This is a genomic window from Streptomyces yerevanensis, assembly GCF_000716805.1.
Lineage (GTDB): Bacteria > Actinomycetota > Actinomycetes > Streptomycetales > Streptomycetaceae > Streptomyces > Streptomyces flaveus.
The window spans coordinates 62,486-80,929 of record NZ_JNWJ01000024.1; the positions used below are offsets into that span (position 1 = coordinate 62,486).

Sequence of the window (18,444 nt, forward strand, 5' to 3'; positions counted from 1 at the left end):
ATGACCGGTTGGAGGCGACTCTTGACGGTATGGCCATGCCGCCCTTACCGCCCCAGCCACCTCGGCCGCCGGACGACACGCTGCCTCCGGGCAACGGCGGCTTCGGTCCGCTGCCCGAAGGCTTCGGTCCGCCTCCCGAGGGTTACGGCACGCCTTCCGGGGGTTACGGCCCGCCCCCTGGGGGCTACGGGCCGCCGCCCGGAGGCGGTGGCCCGCCGTGGCAGGGCGGCGGGGACTGGCAGCAACCGCCGCCCCCTGGCCCACCTGGCGGTCCGGGAGGGCGCCGCAACGCGCTGTTCATCGTGCTTGCCGTGATCGTGGCGATCGGGGCCGTCGCCGCGGTGGTGCTGGTGGTCACCAGCAACGACGGCTCATCGGGGAAGCAGTCGCCTGCCGAGAGCAGCGACACCACAGGGAGTACGCCCACGCCGTCGCTGAACATCCCCTCGGACCTGCCCAGCGAACTGCCCTCCCTGCCCTCCGGTGTGCCCGATCTGCCGAGTGACCTGCCCAGCGGCCTGCCCACCGACCTGGAGTCGCTGCTCCCCACTCCCGCGGGCAACGAAGTGCCGTACTACATGCTGAAGGTCGGTGACTGCTTCAACGTCGACAACAGCAGGCCCGGCCAGGCCGAGAAGCGGTCGTGCCGTACGGCGCATGACGCCGAAGTCGTGAAGGTGACCGAGCTGGAAGGCACCTACTCGACGGATGCCGCCCTCAAGAAGGCGGCATCGGACCTGTGCCGGAAGCCCCTGCAGGCCAAGGCGGTCAAGCAGCCGGCAGGGACCGTGCGCGGCACCCTGGTGCAGTATCCGGACTCCACCGGCTTCAAGCTCGGCATCGACAACGTCGCGTGCAGCCTGTCCGCGGACCCCGGCGGGAACCGCAAGCTCACCAAGCCGCTGACGTGAGCCACGCGCGCGTAGTGCACGAACGTCGGCTACGCGCGCGTACCGGATGAAAACGCGAGCCGCGCGTTCAGATTCCGCTTCCGCGCGGCAGCCGTACGTACGTCACCGTCGTCTCGACCCCGCTGTCCACCAGGCGTCCCTGTGCGTCGAACGCGCCCTCGCCGTCCGTCATCCCGAAGTCGTTGTCGTTGATGAGGGCGAGTGTGTCGTGGTCCACGCGCGCGATGCCCTCGATCTTCCCGGGCACCCCCTCGACCTTGCCCAAGTCGACGAGGAGGCGCTTGCGCAGCACCGGAACACCGGAGGCGGCGGGATCGTCGAGCTGCTCCAGGGACGGGGACGTGGTGTCGTCGTCCCACTTGTCACCGAGGATGTCCGCGCCGCGGCTCAGCTTCGCGACCTGCAACCTGACGGCCTTGTCGGTGCGCTCCTCGACGAGCAGCCGGTCACGGCCGACGGCCACCACAGAGGAGATCTTCAGCTCGGAGGTGTCGTCCTCGCTCGGGTCGACCACGTTCACCGGATCGAAGCGGTACGCGTACTCGGCCGTGACGGCTCGCTTCTTCGGCGAGAAGCGCAGCAGGCGCGTCGTGAGCGATGCCTCACCCGCGTCCTCGTCCGGCACGGACAGCGGGCTCTGTACGGCCATCACCAGGTCCCCGCCCGGGAGTTGGGCGAGCCCTTCGAAGCCCCGGTTGACCTTCCTGTGCAGCAGGATCGAGGGCAGTGCCTCGACGACCGGGTAGTCCGTCCCGGTCAGGTCCAGCCCCTCGGGCACATAGCGGGTGAGGACCTTCCCGCGCGCGGAGACATGGATCAGCGAGGGCCCGTACTCGTCCACGAGCCAGAAGCTCCCGTCCTCGGCGCGCACGATGCCCTCGGTGTCCACACCGTTCGGGTTGTACGAGAGCGGTGTCTTCGCGTCGTACGAGTACGGCGCTTCGTCGCGCCCCTTCTGGTTGGGCAGACCGGTGACGGGCTTCCCGGATGAGGCGGTGACCGGGATCGCGTCCAGCACCTTCACGGTGTCCCCGGACACGCGGATCTTCACGATGGCCGGATCGAAGCCGGGCACGGGGAACGTACGGCGCTTCTTGCCGTCGACCGTGATCTGGCCGTTGGGACCGCGATCGGTGACCGTCCAGAACTCGCCCTTGCGGCCGGCCGGGTAGATGTCGCTGCCGATGCCACCGAGGTCCACACCGCGGTCGTTGTCCACCGTGCCCGGCAGCGACGCGTTGCTGAACGCGCCGAGCGGGATGTCGCCGAGCGTCGCGGTGTGCGTGACCCGCGCGTCCCCTGAGGGGGTGCCGGCAGCCGTGCCTGCCACCACGAGGGTGGCCAGCAGGGCCAGCGGCACGCCCGCGGCGACGGAACGGTGGACGTGGCGCCGACCGACGGCGTGCGGGGACATCGGGCCTCCTGAGGCACAGGTTCGTGGACAGCGGCCAGATTTCGCCCTCGCACCGAACGCCGTACGGCCGACAGGTGAACGCCGAGCGTCAACCACTCATCCGCTGGGCGGTGTTGGGTTCACTCGTGGCCTTCCGCCAGAGCGAGGGCTGTCGCCGGATCCTGTGCGGCCGGGCCCACGGGAGCCCATCGTCCTCGTTCCTTGCGATACGGCCACCAGCGGCCGTCGAGTCCCAGTCGCAGTTGCGCCTGTCCACCGACGACGGTCCAGCGACTGCGGGACGCCCGCAGTCGCGGCCGCTCGTCCTCCTCCCAGGCCGACTCGAGAGCGGCACGTGCGCGTGCGAGCGTTTCCGCCTCCACCGTCCACTCGGACTCGAGTACGTCGAGCGCGGCCACACCTCCGTACTCCCAGGCGCGGACGCCGAGCTCCAGCCCCTCACGGTCGCGGCCCGACCCTTCGCAGAGCCGAGCGGTCACCGGGAACTCCGGGGTTTCCGCGGCACCCACGGCCAGCCGCACCGCATCCTGCGCGGCCGTAAACTCCGCTTCCACGGGATGCGCTTCGTGATCGGGCCGGAGCGCCTCGGCGAGCAGCCGGTGGGCCTCGCGAGCCGTCTGCGTCGCCAAGAACGCCAGGGCGTTCGGATCGACGCCGGGTGCGGGTCCTGTCTCCGTGTCCAGCAACGGCGGCTGTCCCGGCTCTCCGGGCAGCACAGGAGCGGCGGGCAGCGGCGGCAGGATGTCCGCCGCCGCGTACGCCTCAGCGGCGTCCACGCCCTCGTACGGCTCATCCCGCGCGGGGGCCGCTTCGGCCCGCGGGACACTCCGCTCCTGCAACTCGTCCAGCAGTTCACGCTCCGCCCGGCCGCGCATCAACAGCAGCACGAACGGGTCCTGGTCCAGCAACCGCGCCAGCTGGTAGCACAGCGCCGCCGTGTGACCGCAGTGGTCCCACGCACCGCAGTCGCACTCGGGCTCCAGATCGCCCAGCCCCGGCAGGAGTTCGACGCCTGCGGTCTCCGCGTCCTCGACCAGATGCGGCGGCATCTCACGATCGAGCAGCGCCGCGATGTGCCCGGCTCGCTCGACAGCCATGCCCAGGAAACGGTCCCACTGGTCCTCGGACAGTTGCTGGAGCAGGACATCGGCGCGATGCGGAGTACGGTCGCGGTCCTGGACCACCGCGGTGATGCGCCCCGGACGCACCGACACGGCTCCCACGGCACCCGCGCGCGCGAGACTGCGGCCCGTCTTCACCTGCTGCGAATCCAGTGCCGCGTCCTCCAGCGCCTTCAGCCAGGCCTGCCCCCACCACGTCTGTGCGAAGCCCCGCCCGCGCGCGGGCGGCAGCGCGTCGAAGGTGCGCTCCGGGCTGTCTTGATACGAATCGCTCATCGGGTGCCTCCTCGCAGCTCCACCAGGTCGGCCAGTTCGGTGTCGGTCAGTTCGGTGAGAGCCGACTCCCCGGAGCCGAGCACCGAGTCCGCCAGCTCCTGCTTGCGCGCCAGCATGTCCGCGATACGGTCCTCGATCGTCCCCTCGGCGATCAGCCGGTGCACCTGCACCGGCTGGGTCTGCCCGATGCGGTACGCGCGGTCGGTGGCCTGCGCCTCGACGGCCGGGTTCCACCAGCGGTCGTAGTGCACGACATGCTCGGCCCGCGTCAGGTTCAGACCCGTGCCCGCGGCCTTCAACGACAACAAGAAGACCGGCACTTCGCCCTCCTGGAAACGCTGCACCATGGCTTCCCGCCCGGCGACGGGCGTGCCGCCGTGCAGGAACTGAGTGGGCACCCCACGCGCCGCCAAGTGGCGCTCGATCAGCCGCGCCATCCGCACGTACTGCGTGAAGACCAGAACACTCGCCCCCTCGGAGAGGATGGTGTCGAGCAGCTCGTCCAGCAGCTCCAGCTTTCCGGAGCGGCCCACGATCTTCGGGCTCTCCTCCTTGAGGAACTGTGCCGGGTGATTGCAGATCTGCTTCAGCCCGGTGAGCAGCTTCACGATCAGGCCGCGCCGCGCCATGCTGTCGGCGCCCGAAATCTCAGCGAGCGTCTCGCGGACCACCGCTTCGTACAGGCCCGCCTGCTCCTTGGTGAGCGACACGGCACGGTCGGTCTCGGTCTTCGGCGGCAGCTCGGGAGCGATGCCCGGGTCCGACTTGCGGCGGCGCAGCAGGAACGGCCGTACGAGCTGGGCGAGCCGATCCGCCGCGCCGGGGTCCTGCCCGCCCTCGACGGCCTGTGCGTACCTGCTGCGGAACGTGCCGAGCCTGCCGAGCAGTCCAGGAGTCGTCCAGTCGAGAATCGCCCACAGCTCGGAGAGATTGTTCTCCACCGGAGTCCCGGTGAGTGCCACGCGCGCGCGTGCGCCGATCGTCCGCAGCCGGCGTGCCGTGTCCGAGTACGGGTTCTTCACGTGCTGCGCCTCGTCCGCGACGACCATGCCCCATGACGCCGCGGCCAGCTGCTCGGCGTCGAGTCGCATCGTGCCGTACGTCGTGAGGACGAACTCACCGTCGGCCAGGTCCTCCAGGCTTCGTCGCGGCCCGTGAAAACGGCGCACAGGGGTGCCCGGAGCGAACTTCTCGATCTCGCGCTGCCAGTTGCCCATCAGGGACGTCGGGCAGACGACGAGTGTGGGACCCGCCGCCGACTCGTCGCTCTGCCGGTGCAGATGCAGGGCGATCAGCGTGATCGTCTTGCCGAGGCCCATGTCGTCGGCCAGGCAGCCGCCGAGTCCCAACGAGGTCATCCGGGCCAGCCAGTTGAGGCCCCGCAGCTGGTAGTCCCGCAGAGTCGCGGCGAGAGCGGCGGGCTGACCGATCGGCTCCTGCCCCTCCGGGTCCGCGAGTCGCTCCCGCAGCGTGGCCAGCCACCCTGTGGGCCGTACGTCGACCTGGCGGCCGTCGACCTCTGTGGAGCCCGTCAGAGCGGCGCTCAGCGCGTCGATGGGCGTGACCTTGTGATCCTGCTGCGCACGAGCGCGGTGCACCTCTTGCGGATCGACGAGCACCCACTGGTCACGCAGCCGCACCATGGGCCGGTTCGCCTCGGCGAGCCGGTCCAGCTCCTGCCGCGTCAGCTGCTGATCACCCAGCGCGAACGACCAGTTGAAGGCCAGCAGCGCATCGGCCGACAGGAACGACGGCACGTCCGACGACAGCCGCCCCGGACCCTGCTCGTCATCCGGCGGTCCGATGACCGCGCGGGCCGTCAGCTTGCGCGCCAGCTCCTTGGGCCAGTGCACCTCGACCCCGGCGGCCGCGAGCGTCCGCGCACCTTCGCCGAGCAGTTCGGTGATCTCCTCGTCGGCGAGGTCGAGCGCGTCGGGCACGGCCGCCGACAGCAGGGGCGTGAGTGGAGCCCAGGCCCGTGCGGCCCGGCGCAGGGCGAGCAGGGCGTCCAGACGCGCGCGAGGACCGAAGGCCGGACCCGACGAGCCCGCTTGGGCCCACACTTCGGCGGCGTCCGCGATCAGAGCCGGATCGCTCACACTGTGCAGCTGGAGCACCGCACGGAAGGGCAGCCGTGTCTCGTCCGCCATGGCCGAGTCCAGGCCCGGAACCTCGATACGCAGCGAGACCCGTACGCCCGCGTCGTGCCCCGCGGCGACGTCGGCGGCCCAAGCCCGCTGCTCGGGGATGTGCTGCGGTGCGGGCGCCGCGAAGGCCGCGCCGCCCGTGGCGAGCGGCGCCGCAGCGGACCGGGGGAGCGTGTCGGCGACCGCGTCGAGGAAGGCGCGCACCAGCCGCTCCGGGTCGGGCAGACGCAGCGGCTCGGTCTCCTCGACCGGCACCGCGTGCGCGTGCGGTGGCATCGCGGCGGCGAGTTCGCGGATCCGTTCCACGTCCTCCGCCCGCAGTGGACCGACACGCCACGCGTCATGGTCTGCGGCGCTCAGACCGGGCAACAACAGTCCGCGCGCAGCCAGTTGAAGCGCGAGCAGGGTCGCCGCGCCCCAGAAGGCGGCCGCCCTGTGTGCGTACGCGGCGGCACGCGCGCGCGTGAGGACCGGAAGCGCGGCTCGTACCGGCAACAGCACGGCCGGCACGCTCACCAGCTCGACACCGCCTTCGCCGGGCAGGACGACGGTCAGCTCCTCGACGGAGCCTGTTCCGACGGCAGGAGGATCGTCGCCGTCGGGACGCCAGAAGGCGACGCTGCCGGTGCGGGCCGGTTCGGCGGGCACGAAGACAGTGCAGCAGCGGGCCAGTTCGGAGATCTCGGAGGGAGTTGCCGCGGGATTCCTCTGCACAGGAATAGCTTATTCCTCAAACTTGACTACTGGGGGACGGAGTGGCCGAGGGTACAGCACCGTGGGCATTCGAGAGGCAGGGCATGGCTATGACGTAGGCCACTTCCTCTGAGGGTGTTATCAGATCCACCTGAAGGCGGGTGGATGCCCCAGCGTGGATACGGGTGGTGCCGCCATGGTCGCCCAAGGTCACTGATCCGTACGTTTCTTCAGGTCAGCCCGTTCCCGGAGAGACCGGAGACCACCATGCCCCAGACCGCCGCAGCCGTCGCGGAACACCCTCCCCGAACTGCCGTCGGAAGCGAGTTCACGCCGCTCCTGCGCACCGTCAAGGGTCAGGGTCTCCTCGACCGCAGGCACGGCTGGTACGCCCTCGGCATCACCGTCAACGCACTGGCCCTGGCCGCTGTCGTCGTCGGCGTCGTCCTGATCGGCCACTCCTGGTGGGTGCTTCTCCTGGCCCCGCTGCTCGCCGTCCTGTCCGCGCGGACGGCCTTCATAGGCCACGACGCGGGCCACTCCCAGATCACCGGCAACCGGTCCGCGAGCCGCCTGATCGGGCTCGTGCACGCCAACCTGCTGCTGGGCATGAGCTACTCGTGGTGGAACGACAAGCACAACCGCCACCATGCCAACCCCAACCACATCGACAAGGATCCCGACGTCGCCGCCGACGTCCTGGTCTTCACCAGCGAACAGGCAAGGAGCCGGGCAGGCTTCCGCCGCTGGCTCACCCGCAACCAGGCCTGGCTGTTCTTTCCGCTCACCCTCCTCGAAGGCATTGCCCTGAAGATCTACGGCTTCCAGGACCTGCGTCGGCAGCCTCCGCGCGAGCGCACGGTGGAGGGCCTCCTGCTGGTGGCCCATGTCGCCGCCTACGCAACACTGCTCACCTCCATGTCCGTCGGCCAGGCCCTTGCCTTCGCCGCACTCCATCAGGCGCTCTTCGGCCTCCACCTGGGCATGGCCTTCGCGCCGAACCACAAGGGCATGGAAATGCCCGACCCCGAAGGCGAGCGCTGGGGCCATCTGCGCCGCCAGGTGCTCACCTCCCGCAACATTCGCGGCGGCGCTCTGACCGACTGGTTCCTCGGCGGCCTCAACTACCAGATCGAGCACCACCTGTTCCCGAACATGCCGCGCCCCCACCTGAGGCTGGCCCAGCCCCTGGTGCGCGCCCACTGCCGAGAGTTGGGTATCCCTTACGCGGAGACGGGTCTCGTCGACTCCTACCGTGAGGCCCTGCGCCACATGTACGAGGTCGGGGAGCCACTCCGGAGCAAGTAGGGGTCGCGACTCAGGGTTGTATCAGGGTCGCGTCCTGGAACCGCGAAGGGCACGGACCCGTTCTCACGACAGAGAGCGGCAGTGGCCGCGAAGGAGGCGACACAAGATGTCGAAGAACGCGAAGATCGCCGCGGGAGGCGTGGCGGCCGGGCTCATCCTGTTGATCTGGCTGCCCTGGTGGGCCGCCTTTCTGATCATCGTGGGGGTTCCGGCAGCAGCGTATCTGACGCTGGACCCCTCACAGCGGCGCAGGCTGCGCCGCGTCACGCGCAAGGAGCTCGGCCGCTGAGACTTCACCGACCGGGTCAGTTTCCTTCCAGTGCACGGGAGTTGACCACACCGCCGCTCGCGGGCCTGCCGACGGCACGGTTCGCGAGCGGCGCTCCATCCCGGCGATGAGCGCGTACGGATCAGCTCGGGCGTACGGCCATCTTGTCCAGTGCGGCCAGCAGTCCGGGCAGCTCCGGTCCGCGACCCACGGGCAGGATCTCTCCCGGCTTCTCATCGAGCAGGACGAAGGCGATGTCGTCGGTCCTGGCCACCATCGACCACCCCGGGCCGTCGGCCCGCAGAGTCCGAGCGTCACCCGGCGCGAAGGACGAGCGCACGCGGCCGAGGGGCGGTGGCGTGTCCACGTAGGCGCGGACCTCCGCGAGGACGCGCCGGACACCGCTGCGCGGCTTGCTCCCGCCGTCGCCGCCCTCCTTCGTGTCGTCGTCCCTCTGTGCTGCCGCTTCGTCGGGAGCCTCGCCGCCCGGACGTACGAATTCCGCGTCGTCGATCTGCTCCCGCCAGGCCGCCCACTGGAGCGCTATCTCGTCGGCCCCGAGCCGCCGTTGGGCGGGTCCCCAGACCGAGGTGTCCGGCGGGGACAGCGGCTCCTGTTCGACGACTTCGGGCGCGGGGTCGTGCGGGGCGGGCACATTGGGTGCCGCGACGGCCACGGCCAGCGGCCACCCGGGCAGCGCCGCGACCATCGAGCGCTCGTCGGGCGAGAGGTCGTACTCCATGCCGCAGTCCCACGACGCGATGGCGACGGCGACCAGCGACACGTCGTCGACGACGACCGTCCACCGCGCTCCGTCCCCGTCCTGCCCGAGCACCAGGCCGTATCCGTCGGCGAGGGGTGCCAGTCCGAGCGCCGCGCAGGCCTCCGGGTAGTCGTCCCCCAGCACGCTGGGGAACTGCGCGGGCGTCAAGAGCACCGCCGTCAGCACATACAGCGCGTCGTCGTCCACGGCGGCGACGGTGGTCTCGTCCGTCCCGGCCATCCCAGCCTCCCCATTGCTCCGTCCGTCGGCGCACCTTAGTGCGATCGCTCCGCGGTTGTCACGGGTCCTGGGTGCGCGCGAGGCCGCAGGTATCCGGCCGGCCAGAGGTGAAACGGCCGTCCGTCACGGCCCGGGTCGGCCGTCCGCCGCGTCCCTTGGGTTCTGTCCGGTACCAGCGTCGGTGTCAGACGGCAGGCAGACCGAGGAGCGTCCGCGCCACCGCTGTGGGCGTCTCGTCGCGCTCCCGCGCGAGGGCGATGACCGCCCGGCACGCCAGCTCGTTCACGCCGAACGACAACGCCTCCGGCGACACCCAGGCCGCGGCCTCGTCGATCCGGTCCTGGTCGTCGTCGGCGCACGCCGACACGTAGGCCGCTGCCGCCTCGAACAGGTTGTGAGTGCGCTTCTGAGGACGCCGGTCCTCCTGAGACCCGGCCGCTTCCGGGCGCGAAAGGAACTTGCGGAGTCTGGCTAGCATGCCGGACATGCGGGCCACCTTCCCCCTGTGTGAGTGCCACCGCTGATCGCTCACCTGCTGGTAATCAACGTAGAGACGAAGTCCCGGCACCAGAAGAGGGACGGTGCGGTGAACCGGCACGGCGCCGCAACCCGGGGTTACCGGCGCAGCCTCGCCGTAGTGTCCTCAGGAGTCTCGTACAGCGAGTGCGAGGAACCGGGCGTCCTCGTCGACGTACGACGTCATACGCCAGCCGGAGCCGGACAGAAGCGGGCCGAGGTTGGCCTCCGCACGCAGGTCGTCCGGTGTGATCTGCCGTCCCTGGCGGGCTGCGAGGGCCGCCCGGCCGATGGGATGGAAGAGCGCCAGCTTCCCGCCGGGCCGTACGACACGTGCCAACTCCCGCAGATTCTCGGCAGGGTTCGGCAGATGTGCGACGAGGCCCGCCGCGAAGACCGCCTCGAGCGAGGCCGTGCGCAGGGGAAGCGCGGCCACATCGGCCAGCAGCAGCCTTCCCGCACGGTCCCGTCCCGCCCGTACCGCGGCCTCCAGCATGGCGGGAGTCAGGTCCGCGCCCAGAACCACTCCGGAGGGTCCCACGGCCTCCCTCAGCGGCGGCAGGGCCCGTCCTGTGCCGCAGCCCGCGTCCAGTACGTGATCGCCCTTCCGTAGGCCCAGTTCGGCGACCGCCGCGGTGTACGCCGGACCGTCGTCGGGAAACCGGGCGTCCCACTCGGCCGCGCGGGCCGAGAAGAACTCCTGCACGTGTGCGTGGTCGTCGCTCATGCTCCGCATGATCTCGCACCGGCGCCCAGCCGGATGTTTTCGTACCAGCGCCGAGCCGCATGATCGGCACTGACGTGAACCGCGAGGCGGTGCACACGTTCGAGCATGACGCGATCGTTCAAGTACACCTTGGCGTCATATTCCAACACCTTTCGAAATGCGCCCCCTTCATGTACTCCAGACCGGGCTAGCGTCCCGGAGCCATGGGACACCTGGACCACGCCACCTTCGGCTGGCTGACCCCCGCGTTGTCGTACGTGATGGCCTGCATAGGCGCCGCCCTGGGGCTGCGCTGCACGGTCCGTGCGCTGGGCGCCTCGGGGCGGTCGCGCCGCAACTGGCTGCTCACCGCGGCCTCCGCCATCGGCACGGGCATCTGGACCATGCACTTCGTGGCGATGCTCGGCTTCAGCGTCAGCGGCACCGAGATCCGCTACGACGTGCCACTGACCATCCTCAGCCTGCTCGTCGCCATGGTCGTCGTCGGCGCGGGTGTCTTCGCCGTCGGCTACGGCCATGACCGAGGCAGGGCACTGGTCCTCGGCGGCCTCACCACCGGCATCGGCGTGGCGAGCATGCACTACCTGGGCATGGTCGCCCTGCGGCTGCACGGTGACGTGAACTACGACCCGGTGCTGGTCGGGATCTCCGTCGTGATCGCCGTGGTCGCGGCGACCGCCGCACTCTGGGCGGCACTGAACATCAAGTCGCCCATCGCGGTCGCCGTCGCCTCCCTCGTCATGGGAGTGGCGGTGAGCAGCATGCACTACACCGGGATGATCGCGGTCAGCGTGCGTGTCTCCCCTTCGGGCGATGCCCTGCCCGGGGCCACGGCGATGCAGTTCATCTTCCCCCTCGCCGTCGGCCTCGGGTCCTATCTCTTCCTGACATCGGCGTTCGTCGCGCTCTCCCCGACCGCTGGAGAACGCGAGGCATCCGCATCGGCCCAGCGACCCGTCGAGAGCGCCGCCCACTAGCGCAGAGACCGCGACCTGCAGGCGCGCCCCGAACCACTCCGAGCGAGGAGGCCATGCGTACACCCCGTAGGACCCCAGCAGGCGGCTCCCAGCCGCCGCCCCCGACTCCCGCACGGGGCCGCCGCGCGCACGCCGGGCCACCGGCCGACGAAGACTCCGCACCGGAAGAGCAGGCCGGTATCGCGCCGAGTGAGATACCCACGCGCGCGGGACGTTGGAGTCCGCGCCCCCGCACCGTACGGGCGAAGATCGTCTGCCTGTTGATGGTGCCCGTCATCTCCTTGCTCGCGCTGTGGGCGTACGCCACCGTCACCACGGCCCAGGATGTCGCACGGCTGCGGCAGTTGCAGCGGGTGGACTCCCAGGTACGTACCCCGGTGGCCGCCGCCGTCGCCGCGCTCCAGGCCGAGCGCACGGCCGCCGTACGCCGTGCGACCGACCCCGCCGCCGAGCAGGAGAGCCACCTCAAGCAACTGGCGGCACGCACCGACCGGGCCGTGGCGAAGCTGCGGCTCGGGGAGCACAACACCGTCGCCGACAGCCAGGAACTGCCCTCCGGAGTGGCACAGCGCCTCGAAACCTTCGTCACCCGGGCCGAGCAACTGCGTTCCCTGCGGACCGCGGTGCTCGAACGGCGGACGGGATGGAAAGAGACGTACGCGCAGTACACGCAGACCATTTCGACGGCCTTCTCGGTGGGCGGTGCGCTCACCGGCATCCAGGACGCCGATCTCGGCTCCGACGCGCGCGTGGTGCTCGAGTTCGCCCGCGCGGGGGAGGCCCTGGCCCAGGAGGACGCGGTGCTCGCCGGCGCCCGGCTCTCCGGAACCCTTGACGGAGAGCGGCTGCGACTGTTCAACGGTGCCGTCCACACACGCCGGTTGCTCACCGAATCCGCTGTCCCGGACCTGCGCGGGCCCGAGCGGGCCGCGTGGGGTGGACTCGCGGAGGAGAGCGCGTACGCCGGCATACGCGCCGCCGAGGACAAGGTGCTCGCGAGCCGAAACGGCTCCAGGGCCGTTCAGGCCGCTCCCGAGGAGGACTGGAAAGCAGCGCACGCGCGCGTGCAGGACGCCATGCGGACGATCGAGGCGGGCGCGGGTCACGGCGTCGCGGATCGCGCCGACCCGTTCCGGCGCGGCCTGCTCTCACCGGCCGGTGCCGCGGTCCTTCTCGGCCTCGTCGCTGTGGCGGCGTCCCTCGTGATCTCTGTACGTATCGGACGCGGTCTCGTCGTCGAGTTGGTGAGTCTGCGCAACAGCGCACTGGAGATCGCCCGTCGCAAACTCCCGCACGCCATGCGCAGACTGCGGGCGGGAGAGGAGATCGACGTCCGCGCCGAGGCCCCTCCCGGCCCGCCCGCGGAGGACGAGGCAGGCCAGGTCGCGGAGGCCCTGGGCACCGTGCACCGCGCCGCCCTGCGCGCCGCGGTCGAACGCGCGGAACTCGCCAGCGGCATCTCCGGAGTCTTCGTCAACCTCGCCCGCCGCAGCCAGGTCCTCGTGCACCGCCAACTGAACCTGCTGGACAGCATGGAGCGCCGGTCCGAGGACCCGGACGAACTGAGCGACCTGTTCCGGCTCGACCACCTGACCACGCGTATGCGCCGGCATGCGGAGAGCCTGATCATCCTCTCCGGAGCCGCTCCCGGCCGGGCCTGGCGGATGCCGGTGTCGCTCGCGAACGTGGTCCGTGCCGCCGTATCCGAAGTCGAGGACTACGCGCGCGTGGAGGTACGACACCTCCCGGAGACGTCGGTCGTCGGAGCCGCGGTCGCGGACCTCACCCACCTCCTCGCCGAAATCGTCGAGAACGCCGCCCAGTTCTCGCCGCCCCACACCAAGGTGCGCATCACCGGCGAGCCGGTCGGCAACGGCTACGCGCTGGAGATCGAGGACCGGGGCCTCGGCATGGGCAAGGAGACCCTCGCCGAAGCGAACCGCCGCATCGAGCAGTCCGAGGCTCTCGACCTGTTCGACAGCGACCGTCTCGGGCTCTTCGTGGTGAGCAGGCTCGCCGCCCGGCACGGCATCAAGGTGCACCTGCGGACCTCGCCCTACGGCGGCACCACCGCGGTCGTCCTGCTGCCCACCGCACTGCTTCACACAACGGCCGCGGAACGTTCCGGTGCCAACCGGGCGGAGACCGGACCGCCCGAGGAACGCGAGTACGCGCGCGTGCCCGCCGCCCCGCAACAGGACTCCGTGGAGCCCCTGAGCGAACGGCCCGCTCTGGTGGCCCCCGCACAGGCGGCCACACAGGCCTCCGGGAACCTCCCGGGAGCCTCCGGGAACGGCCCGCACGACGCCCCACCGCCCGGCGTCACGACCCTGCGGCTGCACCGCCCGGCCGACGACGCCCAGGAATCCGAAGGGCTCCCACAGCGCGTACGACAGGCAAGCCTCGCCCCGCAGTTGCGTGAGGAGCGCCCCGCCGAGCCCGCGGCAGCGGCGAACCCTCAGGTCGACGAGGAGCGCACCCCCGAGCTGGTACGGGACCGTATGGCGGCCTACCGCGCAGGCTGGGCCCGCGGCGGCGGTCGCTCGCCCGGCCTCGGCGCAATTCCCGACCCCGCCTCGGACGGCGACGGCAGCGAAGGAGACCTCGCATGATCCACGACCGGGATATGGGAACCGCGCAGCGGACCGGTGAACTCGACTGGCTGCTGGACGACTTGGTGATGCGCGTCGGTGAGGTACGCCATGCCGTGGTGCTGTCCAACGACGGGCTCGCGATGGGCGCGTCCGGCGGCCTCACGCGGGAGGACGCCGAGCACCTCTCCGCGGTCGCCTCGGGCTTCAACAGCCTGGCCAAGGGCGCGGGCCGCCACTTCGGCGTCGGCGGCGTACGCCAGACGATGGTGGAAATGGACGATGGCTTCCTGTTCGTGGCCGCCGCGGGCGACGGCTCCTGCCTCGCCGTCCTCAGCGCCGTGACGGCCGACATCGGGCTGGTCGCCTACGAGATGGCGCTCCTGGTCAAGCGGGTGGGCGAGCACCTCTCCACGGCGCCGCGGGTCGCCGCACGACCGGCCCCGTCCGGGTGAGCGAAGGGCGGCCAGACATGACCGAGGACAGAACCGGCCCTCCTGAGCAGCCGGGCAGCCAGTGGTACGACGACGAGGCCGGGCCGCTCGTCCGCCCGTACGCGATGACAGGCGGACGAACCAAACCCGGACCCACCGGGGTGCGCTTCGACCTGATCGCACTCGTCACCCTGGACATGAGCGCCCCGGACGTCGGCGACGACACCTCACTCGGCCCGGAACACCTGGCCCTCATCGACCTCTGCCGTGCGGAGACCCAGTCCGTCGCCGAACTGGCCGCGGGCGCCGACCTGCCTGTCGGCGTGGTCCGAGTGCTCCTCGGAGACCTCCTGGAGCTGGGCTGCGTCACGGTCAGCCGCCCGGTGCCACCCGCCCAACTGCCCGACGAACGCATCCTGCGCGAGGTCATCGAGGGACTGAGAGCGCTGTGAAGACGGACCCGAACCCACACCGGCCATGGCCGGCACTCCCGAGAGAAGTGATCGATGGTCTCCGAGCACTCCGACACCCCGAACGGTGAGACGGCCCCACTGGCCTTGAAGATCCTGGTCGCCGGCGGATTCGGCGTGGGCAAGACCACCCTCGTAGGAGCCGTCAGCGAGATCAGGCCGCTGCGCACCGAGGAACTGCTCAGCGAGGTGGGCCAGTCGGTCGACGACACCGGCGGTGTGGACCAGAAGGTCACGACGACCGTCGCCATGGACTTCGGCCGCATCACCATCAGGTCCGGTCTGTCGCTCTACCTGTTCGGCACACCGGGACAGGACCGGTTCTGGTTCCTGTGGGACGAACTGTCCCAGGGCGCCCTCGGTGCCGTCGTCCTCGCGGACACCCGGCGGCTCGGGGACTGCTTCCCTGCGGTCGACTACTTCGAGCACCGGCGCATCCCGTTCGTCGTGGCCGTCAACTGCTTCGCGGATGCGCGTACTTACGGAGCCCACGAGGTATCACGCGCCCTCGACCTCGACCAGGGCACACCCGTGGTGCTCTGCGACGCCCGTGACCGCGACTCGGGGAAGGAGGTGCTGATACGTCTCGTCGAGTACGCCGGGCGGATGCACACCGCCCGGCTGCTCGACTCCGTCGGCTGACGCTGCGGCTCGCTCAGTCCGAGACAGCGGCCTGGGCGAGGACCTTCTCGATGCTCACCCGCACGAGGAGTTCGCCCGGCACGCCGTTGCGGGCGGCGAACTCCTCGGCCCGGTCCTCGCCCATGTAACGCGCCCCTATCCGCCCGGCCCACAGCCGGACCTCATCGAGATCCTCCGAGATCCGGGCGCGCCCTCGCAGGACCACGAAGGCGTACGGGGGCCGGTCGTCGTCCACGCACAGGGCGACCCGGCCGTCCCGGGCAAGATTGCGCCCCTTGACGGTGTCCTTCCCTGTGTTGAAGACAAGGTCGTCCCCGTCGAGCACGAACCAGATCGGTGCCACATGCGGACTTCCGTCCGCTCGGACAGTCGACAGCTTGCCGGTGCGGGTGCCGTCCGAGACGAACGCCCGCCATTCCTCATCAGTCATGTTCTGTGCCATACACCCATCCTGCTTGCCCGGACGGCGGCTGTGGGGAAGGCTGGCTCGTCAGATCCTCAGGCCAGAGGTGACTCACAACACGGGGAGACGGATCATGGAGCCGAACCAGGGACTCGGCTGGCTGCTGGACGACCTGACCGAGCGCGTCGAACACGTACGACATGCGCTGGTGCTGTCCAACGACGGGCTGGTCACGGCGGCCAGTACGGGACTCAGGCGCGAGGACGCCGAACACCTCGCCGCCGTCTCGTCGGGGCTGCACAGCCTGGCCAAGGGCTCGGGCCGGCACTTCGGCGCAGGCCGAGTCCGGCAGACGATGATCGAGTTCGATGACGCGGTCCTGTTCGTCACGGCGGCGGGCACCGGCAGCTGTCTGTGCGTGCTCAGTGCGGCCGAAGCGGACATCGGCCAGGTCGCCTACGAGATGACGCTCCTCGTCAACCGCGTCGGTGAACACCTCGACATCGATGCGCGACAGCCGGAACACGCACCCGCCATAGACCCCTGACCTGCAGAGACGTTGACCCGCTTCAGGTTGTCCACAGGCTGAGCGGGGGCGTGGCAAACCGGCTACGGTTTTTCCCGAAGCGAGCGCACGCATACGGCGCAAGCAAGGCAAAGGCACGCAATCGCATGTCGCTGTACGGGGGAGAACCATCATGTCCGGCAACACCATCACGCAGTCCGCCCTGCCCACCACCCCGGCCGCCACGGCGGCGGTCCGGCCGTCGCTCGCGCCGAGCCGCGCGGCGCGGGAACTGGGCCTGAAACGAGGCGAGTTCGACCTCGGCGTCCGACTCGGATGCATCAGGACCCTTCCCGACGAAGGGGGCGGAGGCAGTCGCGTCGCCCGCGCGGAGATCGACCGGGTGCGTTCCGAAACCGGTTTTCCCGAGGCGCTGCGCGAGCGCGTCAAGGCCGTGGGCACCGCGGAGGGCGCGGCCCTCATGGGGGTGTCGGCAGCCCGGTTCACGCGGTTCGCACGCCTCGGCCTGATCACGCCCGTAAAGTGGTATTTGAACCGTTACCGCGCTGTGGTCTGGCTGTATCTGGCCGAGGAACTACGGCAGTTCGCCGCGAGCGAGGACAACGCCCCGCTGTTGAGCGGCCGTACGCCCGAGGGTCTGCGCGACCAGTTGGACGCGGGCGTGGACCTGCGGGCCTGGACCTGCGGGCCCGCAACTGGCGCGGGCGGCACGTGGGATTTCTGCTGCGGCAGACCGGGGATCCCTGGGAGCGCGCCGCGGCCGTGGCGTCCCTGCTGGATCCCGTGCAGGTCGCGGAGATCATCGAGGACCCGTACGAACGCGCCTATCTGAACCGCTTCCGCCCGGAGCAGCCGGCCCACGGCGCGCCTGATTCACCCGCCGCCCACGTCGTCGCACGGATCACGACTGCACAGGACCCGGACGAAATCAGCTGGCTCCGCAGCGACTTGGCGAACACGATCGATGAGGCACGAGAGGACCGGCCCGCCCCACGTCCGACACCGAGGGGAGCCGAGGCACCGTGTGCTCGTCGGGAACCACGGCTGATCGAGGAGCGGCAGAGCGTCGGGGAACCGGAACGCTCCCGCGGCCTCTTCGGATGGCTGCGCCGCAGAAGCCCCTGACCTGTCAGGCCTCGAGCTTGCGGAACAGCCCTTCCTGGACGACCGAGACGAGCATCCGTCCGTCCCGGTCGTAGATGCGCCCACGCGCCAGACCCCGGCCACCCGTGGCGATCGGCGACTCCTGGTCGTACAGGAACCACTCGTCGGCGCGGAACGGCCGATGGAACCACATGGCGTGGTCCAGAGAGGCCATGTCGAAGCCGCGCGGGCCCCAGAGCGGTTCCACCGGGATGCGGACGGCGTCCAGGAGGGTCATGTCGCTCGCATACGTGAGCGCGCAGGTGTGGACCAGCGGGTCGTCGCCCAAGGGGCCGACGGCGCGCATCCACACGGCGCTGCGCGGCTCGGCGTGTTCGACCTCCTCGGGGGTCCAGCGCATCCGGTCCACGTAGCGGATGTCGAAGGGCTGGCGCCGGGCCATGCGCTCCAACGTCTCGGGGAGCTCGCCCAGATGCTCCTTGATCTCCTGAGTGACGGTCGGGAGCGACTCAGGATCCGGGACCTCGCGGGCCGGCGGCAACTGGTGCTCGAAGCTCCCTTCTTCAGGCTTGTGAAAGGAGGCGGTCAGATTGAAGATCGTGCGGCCCTGCTGCACAGCGGTGACGCGGCGCGTGGTGAACGACCGCCCGTCGCGGACCCGTTCGACCTGGTACACGATCGGCACACCCGGGCGGCCCGGGCGCAGGAAGTACGCGTGCAGCGAGTGCACAGGCCGCTCCCCGTCCGTGGTGCGGCCGGCGGCGACCAGGGCCTGGCCCGCCACCTGCCCGCCGAAGACCCGCTGCAAGGACTCCTGCGGGCTGCGGCCACGGAAGATGTTGACCTCGATCTGCTCCAGGTCGAGCAGATCGACGAGTCGTTCCGCTGGGTTCGTCATGTGTCGCGTTCTCCT

Annotated in this window: 17 protein-coding genes and 1 pseudogene; 10 read left to right on the plus strand and 8 right to left on the minus strand. The window is 70.4% G+C overall.

From position 1 onward, the window contains the following. Positions 1-35: 35 nt before the first annotated feature. Positions 36-911 (plus strand): hypothetical protein, encoded by an 876-nt coding sequence (locus OP79_RS56440; protein WP_211270857.1) that lies wholly within the window; start codon positions 36-38, stop codon positions 909-911. Between the two features lie 67 nt (positions 912-978). Here the strand turns inward: OP79_RS56440 and OP79_RS24590 are convergent, their stop codons facing one another. From OP79_RS24590 to OP79_RS24600, 3 genes are all read right to left on the minus strand, one after another. Continuing rightward, positions 979-2,325, minus strand: a complete 1,347-nt coding sequence (locus OP79_RS24590; protein WP_033322895.1) for an esterase-like activity of phytase family protein — start codon at positions 2,323-2,325, stop codon at positions 979-981. 119 nt (positions 2,326-2,444) lie between these two features. Beyond that, entirely contained in the window at positions 2,445-3,722 is a 1,278-nt protein-coding gene (locus tag OP79_RS24595; RefSeq protein WP_033322897.1) for an SWIM zinc finger family protein, read from the minus strand. After that, entirely contained in the window at positions 3,719-6,583 is a 2,865-nt protein-coding gene (locus OP79_RS24600; RefSeq protein ID WP_033322899.1) for a DEAD/DEAH box helicase, read from the minus strand. Before OP79_RS24600 ends, OP79_RS24595 begins: the two co-directional genes overlap by 4 nt. A gap of 246 nt (positions 6,584-6,829) precedes the next feature. On the opposite strand from OP79_RS24600, the gene OP79_RS24605 reads away from it, so the two are divergent. Further along, positions 6,830-7,870: an acyl-CoA desaturase gene (locus tag OP79_RS24605; RefSeq protein ID WP_033322901.1), complete on the plus strand. Its 1,041-nt coding sequence runs from the start codon at positions 6,830-6,832 to the stop codon at positions 7,868-7,870. A 106-nt stretch (positions 7,871-7,976) separates the two neighbouring features. Beyond that, complete coding sequence (locus tag OP79_RS24610) at positions 7,977-8,159, plus strand: hypothetical protein (protein WP_033322903.1); 183 nt, start codon at positions 7,977-7,979, stop codon at positions 8,157-8,159. A 121-nt stretch (positions 8,160-8,280) separates the two neighbouring features. Here OP79_RS24610 and OP79_RS24615 read toward each other — a convergent pair whose 3' ends face one another. The 3 genes from OP79_RS24615 to OP79_RS24625 form a co-directional block, all read right to left on the minus strand. Continuing rightward, positions 8,281-9,141, minus strand: a complete 861-nt coding sequence (locus OP79_RS24615) for a hypothetical protein (RefSeq protein WP_033322905.1) — start codon at positions 9,139-9,141, stop codon at positions 8,281-8,283. A 184-nt stretch (positions 9,142-9,325) separates the two neighbouring features. Then, a complete protein-coding gene (locus OP79_RS24620) occupies positions 9,326-9,619 on the minus strand; it encodes a hypothetical protein (protein ID WP_033323004.1) in 294 nt (97 codons plus the stop codon). 165 nt (positions 9,620-9,784) lie between these two features. After that, positions 9,785-10,393: a class I SAM-dependent methyltransferase gene (locus OP79_RS24625; protein ID WP_211270858.1), complete on the minus strand. Its 609-nt coding sequence runs from the start codon at positions 10,391-10,393 to the stop codon at positions 9,785-9,787. 194 nt (positions 10,394-10,587) lie between these two features. Here OP79_RS24625 and OP79_RS24630 point away from each other — a divergent pair, with 194 nt between their 5' ends. Genes OP79_RS24630 through OP79_RS24650 form a run of 5 tightly spaced genes read left to right on the plus strand, consistent with a single transcriptional unit; the run spans position 10,588 to position 15,498 of the window. Next, positions 10,588-11,361, plus strand: coding sequence for an MHYT domain-containing protein (locus OP79_RS24630; RefSeq protein ID WP_033322909.1), 774 nt, complete (start codon positions 10,588-10,590; stop codon positions 11,359-11,361). A gap of 53 nt (positions 11,362-11,414) precedes the next feature. Beyond that, a complete protein-coding gene (locus OP79_RS24635) occupies positions 11,415-13,973 on the plus strand; it encodes a sensor histidine kinase (RefSeq protein WP_033322911.1) in 2,559 nt (852 codons plus the stop codon). Next, the gene (locus OP79_RS24640) at positions 13,970-14,407 is read left to right on the plus strand and encodes a roadblock/LC7 domain-containing protein (protein ID WP_033322913.1); all 438 of its coding nucleotides are present in this window, start codon (positions 13,970-13,972) and stop codon (positions 14,405-14,407) included. The genes OP79_RS24635 and OP79_RS24640 overlap by 4 nt, the downstream gene beginning before the upstream one ends. A 17-nt stretch (positions 14,408-14,424) precedes the next feature. After that, a complete protein-coding gene (locus OP79_RS24645; RefSeq protein WP_033322914.1) occupies positions 14,425-14,838 on the plus strand; it encodes a DUF742 domain-containing protein in 414 nt (137 codons plus the stop codon). 54 nt (positions 14,839-14,892) lie between these two features. Continuing rightward, positions 14,893-15,498 carry a GTP-binding protein gene (locus OP79_RS24650; protein WP_033322916.1) on the plus strand — a complete coding sequence of 202 codons (606 nt, stop codon included), beginning with the start codon at positions 14,893-14,895 and terminating at the stop codon, positions 15,496-15,498. A gap of 13 nt (positions 15,499-15,511) precedes the next feature. Here OP79_RS24650 and OP79_RS24655 read toward each other — a convergent pair whose 3' ends face one another. After that, a complete protein-coding gene (locus OP79_RS24655; protein ID WP_033322918.1) occupies positions 15,512-15,940 on the minus strand; it encodes a PPOX class F420-dependent oxidoreductase in 429 nt (142 codons plus the stop codon). A 94-nt stretch (positions 15,941-16,034) separates the two neighbouring features. On the opposite strand from OP79_RS24655, the gene OP79_RS24660 reads away from it, so the two are divergent. Next, the gene (locus OP79_RS24660; RefSeq protein ID WP_033322920.1) at positions 16,035-16,448 is read left to right on the plus strand and encodes a roadblock/LC7 domain-containing protein; all 414 of its coding nucleotides are present in this window, start codon (positions 16,035-16,037) and stop codon (positions 16,446-16,448) included. Positions 16,449-16,599: 151 nt separating this feature from the next. Beyond that, a pseudogene (locus OP79_RS49835) lies at positions 16,600-17,552 on the plus strand (DUF6397 family protein). A gap of 4 nt (positions 17,553-17,556) precedes the next feature. On the opposite strand, the gene OP79_RS24670 reads toward OP79_RS49835, so the two are convergent. Continuing rightward, positions 17,557-18,429 carry an acyl-CoA thioesterase gene (locus tag OP79_RS24670; RefSeq protein ID WP_033322922.1) on the minus strand — a complete coding sequence of 291 codons (873 nt, stop codon included), beginning with the start codon at positions 18,427-18,429 and terminating at the stop codon, positions 17,557-17,559. Positions 18,430-18,444: the final 15 nt, after the last annotated feature.

Bases quoted from the DNA above. Each gene is read 5' to 3' on its own strand.
- OP79_RS56440 (WP_211270857.1), top strand. From the start codon at position 36: ATGCCGCCCTTACCGCCCCAGCCACCTCGGCCGCCGGACGACACGCTG.
- OP79_RS24590 (WP_033322895.1), bottom strand. From the start codon at position 2,325: ATGTCCCCGCACGCCGTCGGTCGGCGCCACGTCCACCGTTCCGTCGCC.
- OP79_RS24595 (WP_033322897.1), bottom strand. From the start codon at position 3,722: ATGAGCGATTCGTATCAAGACAGCCCGGAGCGCACCTTCGACGCGCTG.
- OP79_RS24605 (WP_033322901.1), top strand. From the start codon at position 6,830: ATGCCCCAGACCGCCGCAGCCGTCGCGGAACACCCTCCCCGAACTGCC.
- OP79_RS24610 (WP_033322903.1), top strand. From the start codon at position 7,977: ATGTCGAAGAACGCGAAGATCGCCGCGGGAGGCGTGGCGGCCGGGCTC.
- OP79_RS24615 (WP_033322905.1), bottom strand. From the start codon at position 9,141: ATGGCCGGGACGGACGAGACCACCGTCGCCGCCGTGGACGACGACGCG.
- OP79_RS24620 (WP_033323004.1), bottom strand. From the start codon at position 9,619: ATGCTAGCCAGACTCCGCAAGTTCCTTTCGCGCCCGGAAGCGGCCGGG.
- OP79_RS24625 (WP_211270858.1), bottom strand. From the start codon at position 10,393: ATGCGGAGCATGAGCGACGACCACGCACACGTGCAGGAGTTCTTCTCG.
- OP79_RS24630 (WP_033322909.1), top strand. From the start codon at position 10,588: ATGGGACACCTGGACCACGCCACCTTCGGCTGGCTGACCCCCGCGTTG.
- OP79_RS24635 (WP_033322911.1), top strand. From the start codon at position 11,415: ATGCGTACACCCCGTAGGACCCCAGCAGGCGGCTCCCAGCCGCCGCCC.
- OP79_RS24640 (WP_033322913.1), top strand. From the start codon at position 13,970: ATGATCCACGACCGGGATATGGGAACCGCGCAGCGGACCGGTGAACTC.
- OP79_RS24645 (WP_033322914.1), top strand. From the start codon at position 14,425: ATGACCGAGGACAGAACCGGCCCTCCTGAGCAGCCGGGCAGCCAGTGG.
- OP79_RS24650 (WP_033322916.1), top strand. From the start codon at position 14,893: ATGGTCTCCGAGCACTCCGACACCCCGAACGGTGAGACGGCCCCACTG.
- OP79_RS24655 (WP_033322918.1), bottom strand. From the start codon at position 15,940: ATGGCACAGAACATGACTGATGAGGAATGGCGGGCGTTCGTCTCGGAC.
- OP79_RS24660 (WP_033322920.1), top strand. From the start codon at position 16,035: ATGGAGCCGAACCAGGGACTCGGCTGGCTGCTGGACGACCTGACCGAG.
- OP79_RS24670 (WP_033322922.1), bottom strand. From the start codon at position 18,429: ATGACGAACCCAGCGGAACGACTCGTCGATCTGCTCGACCTGGAGCAG.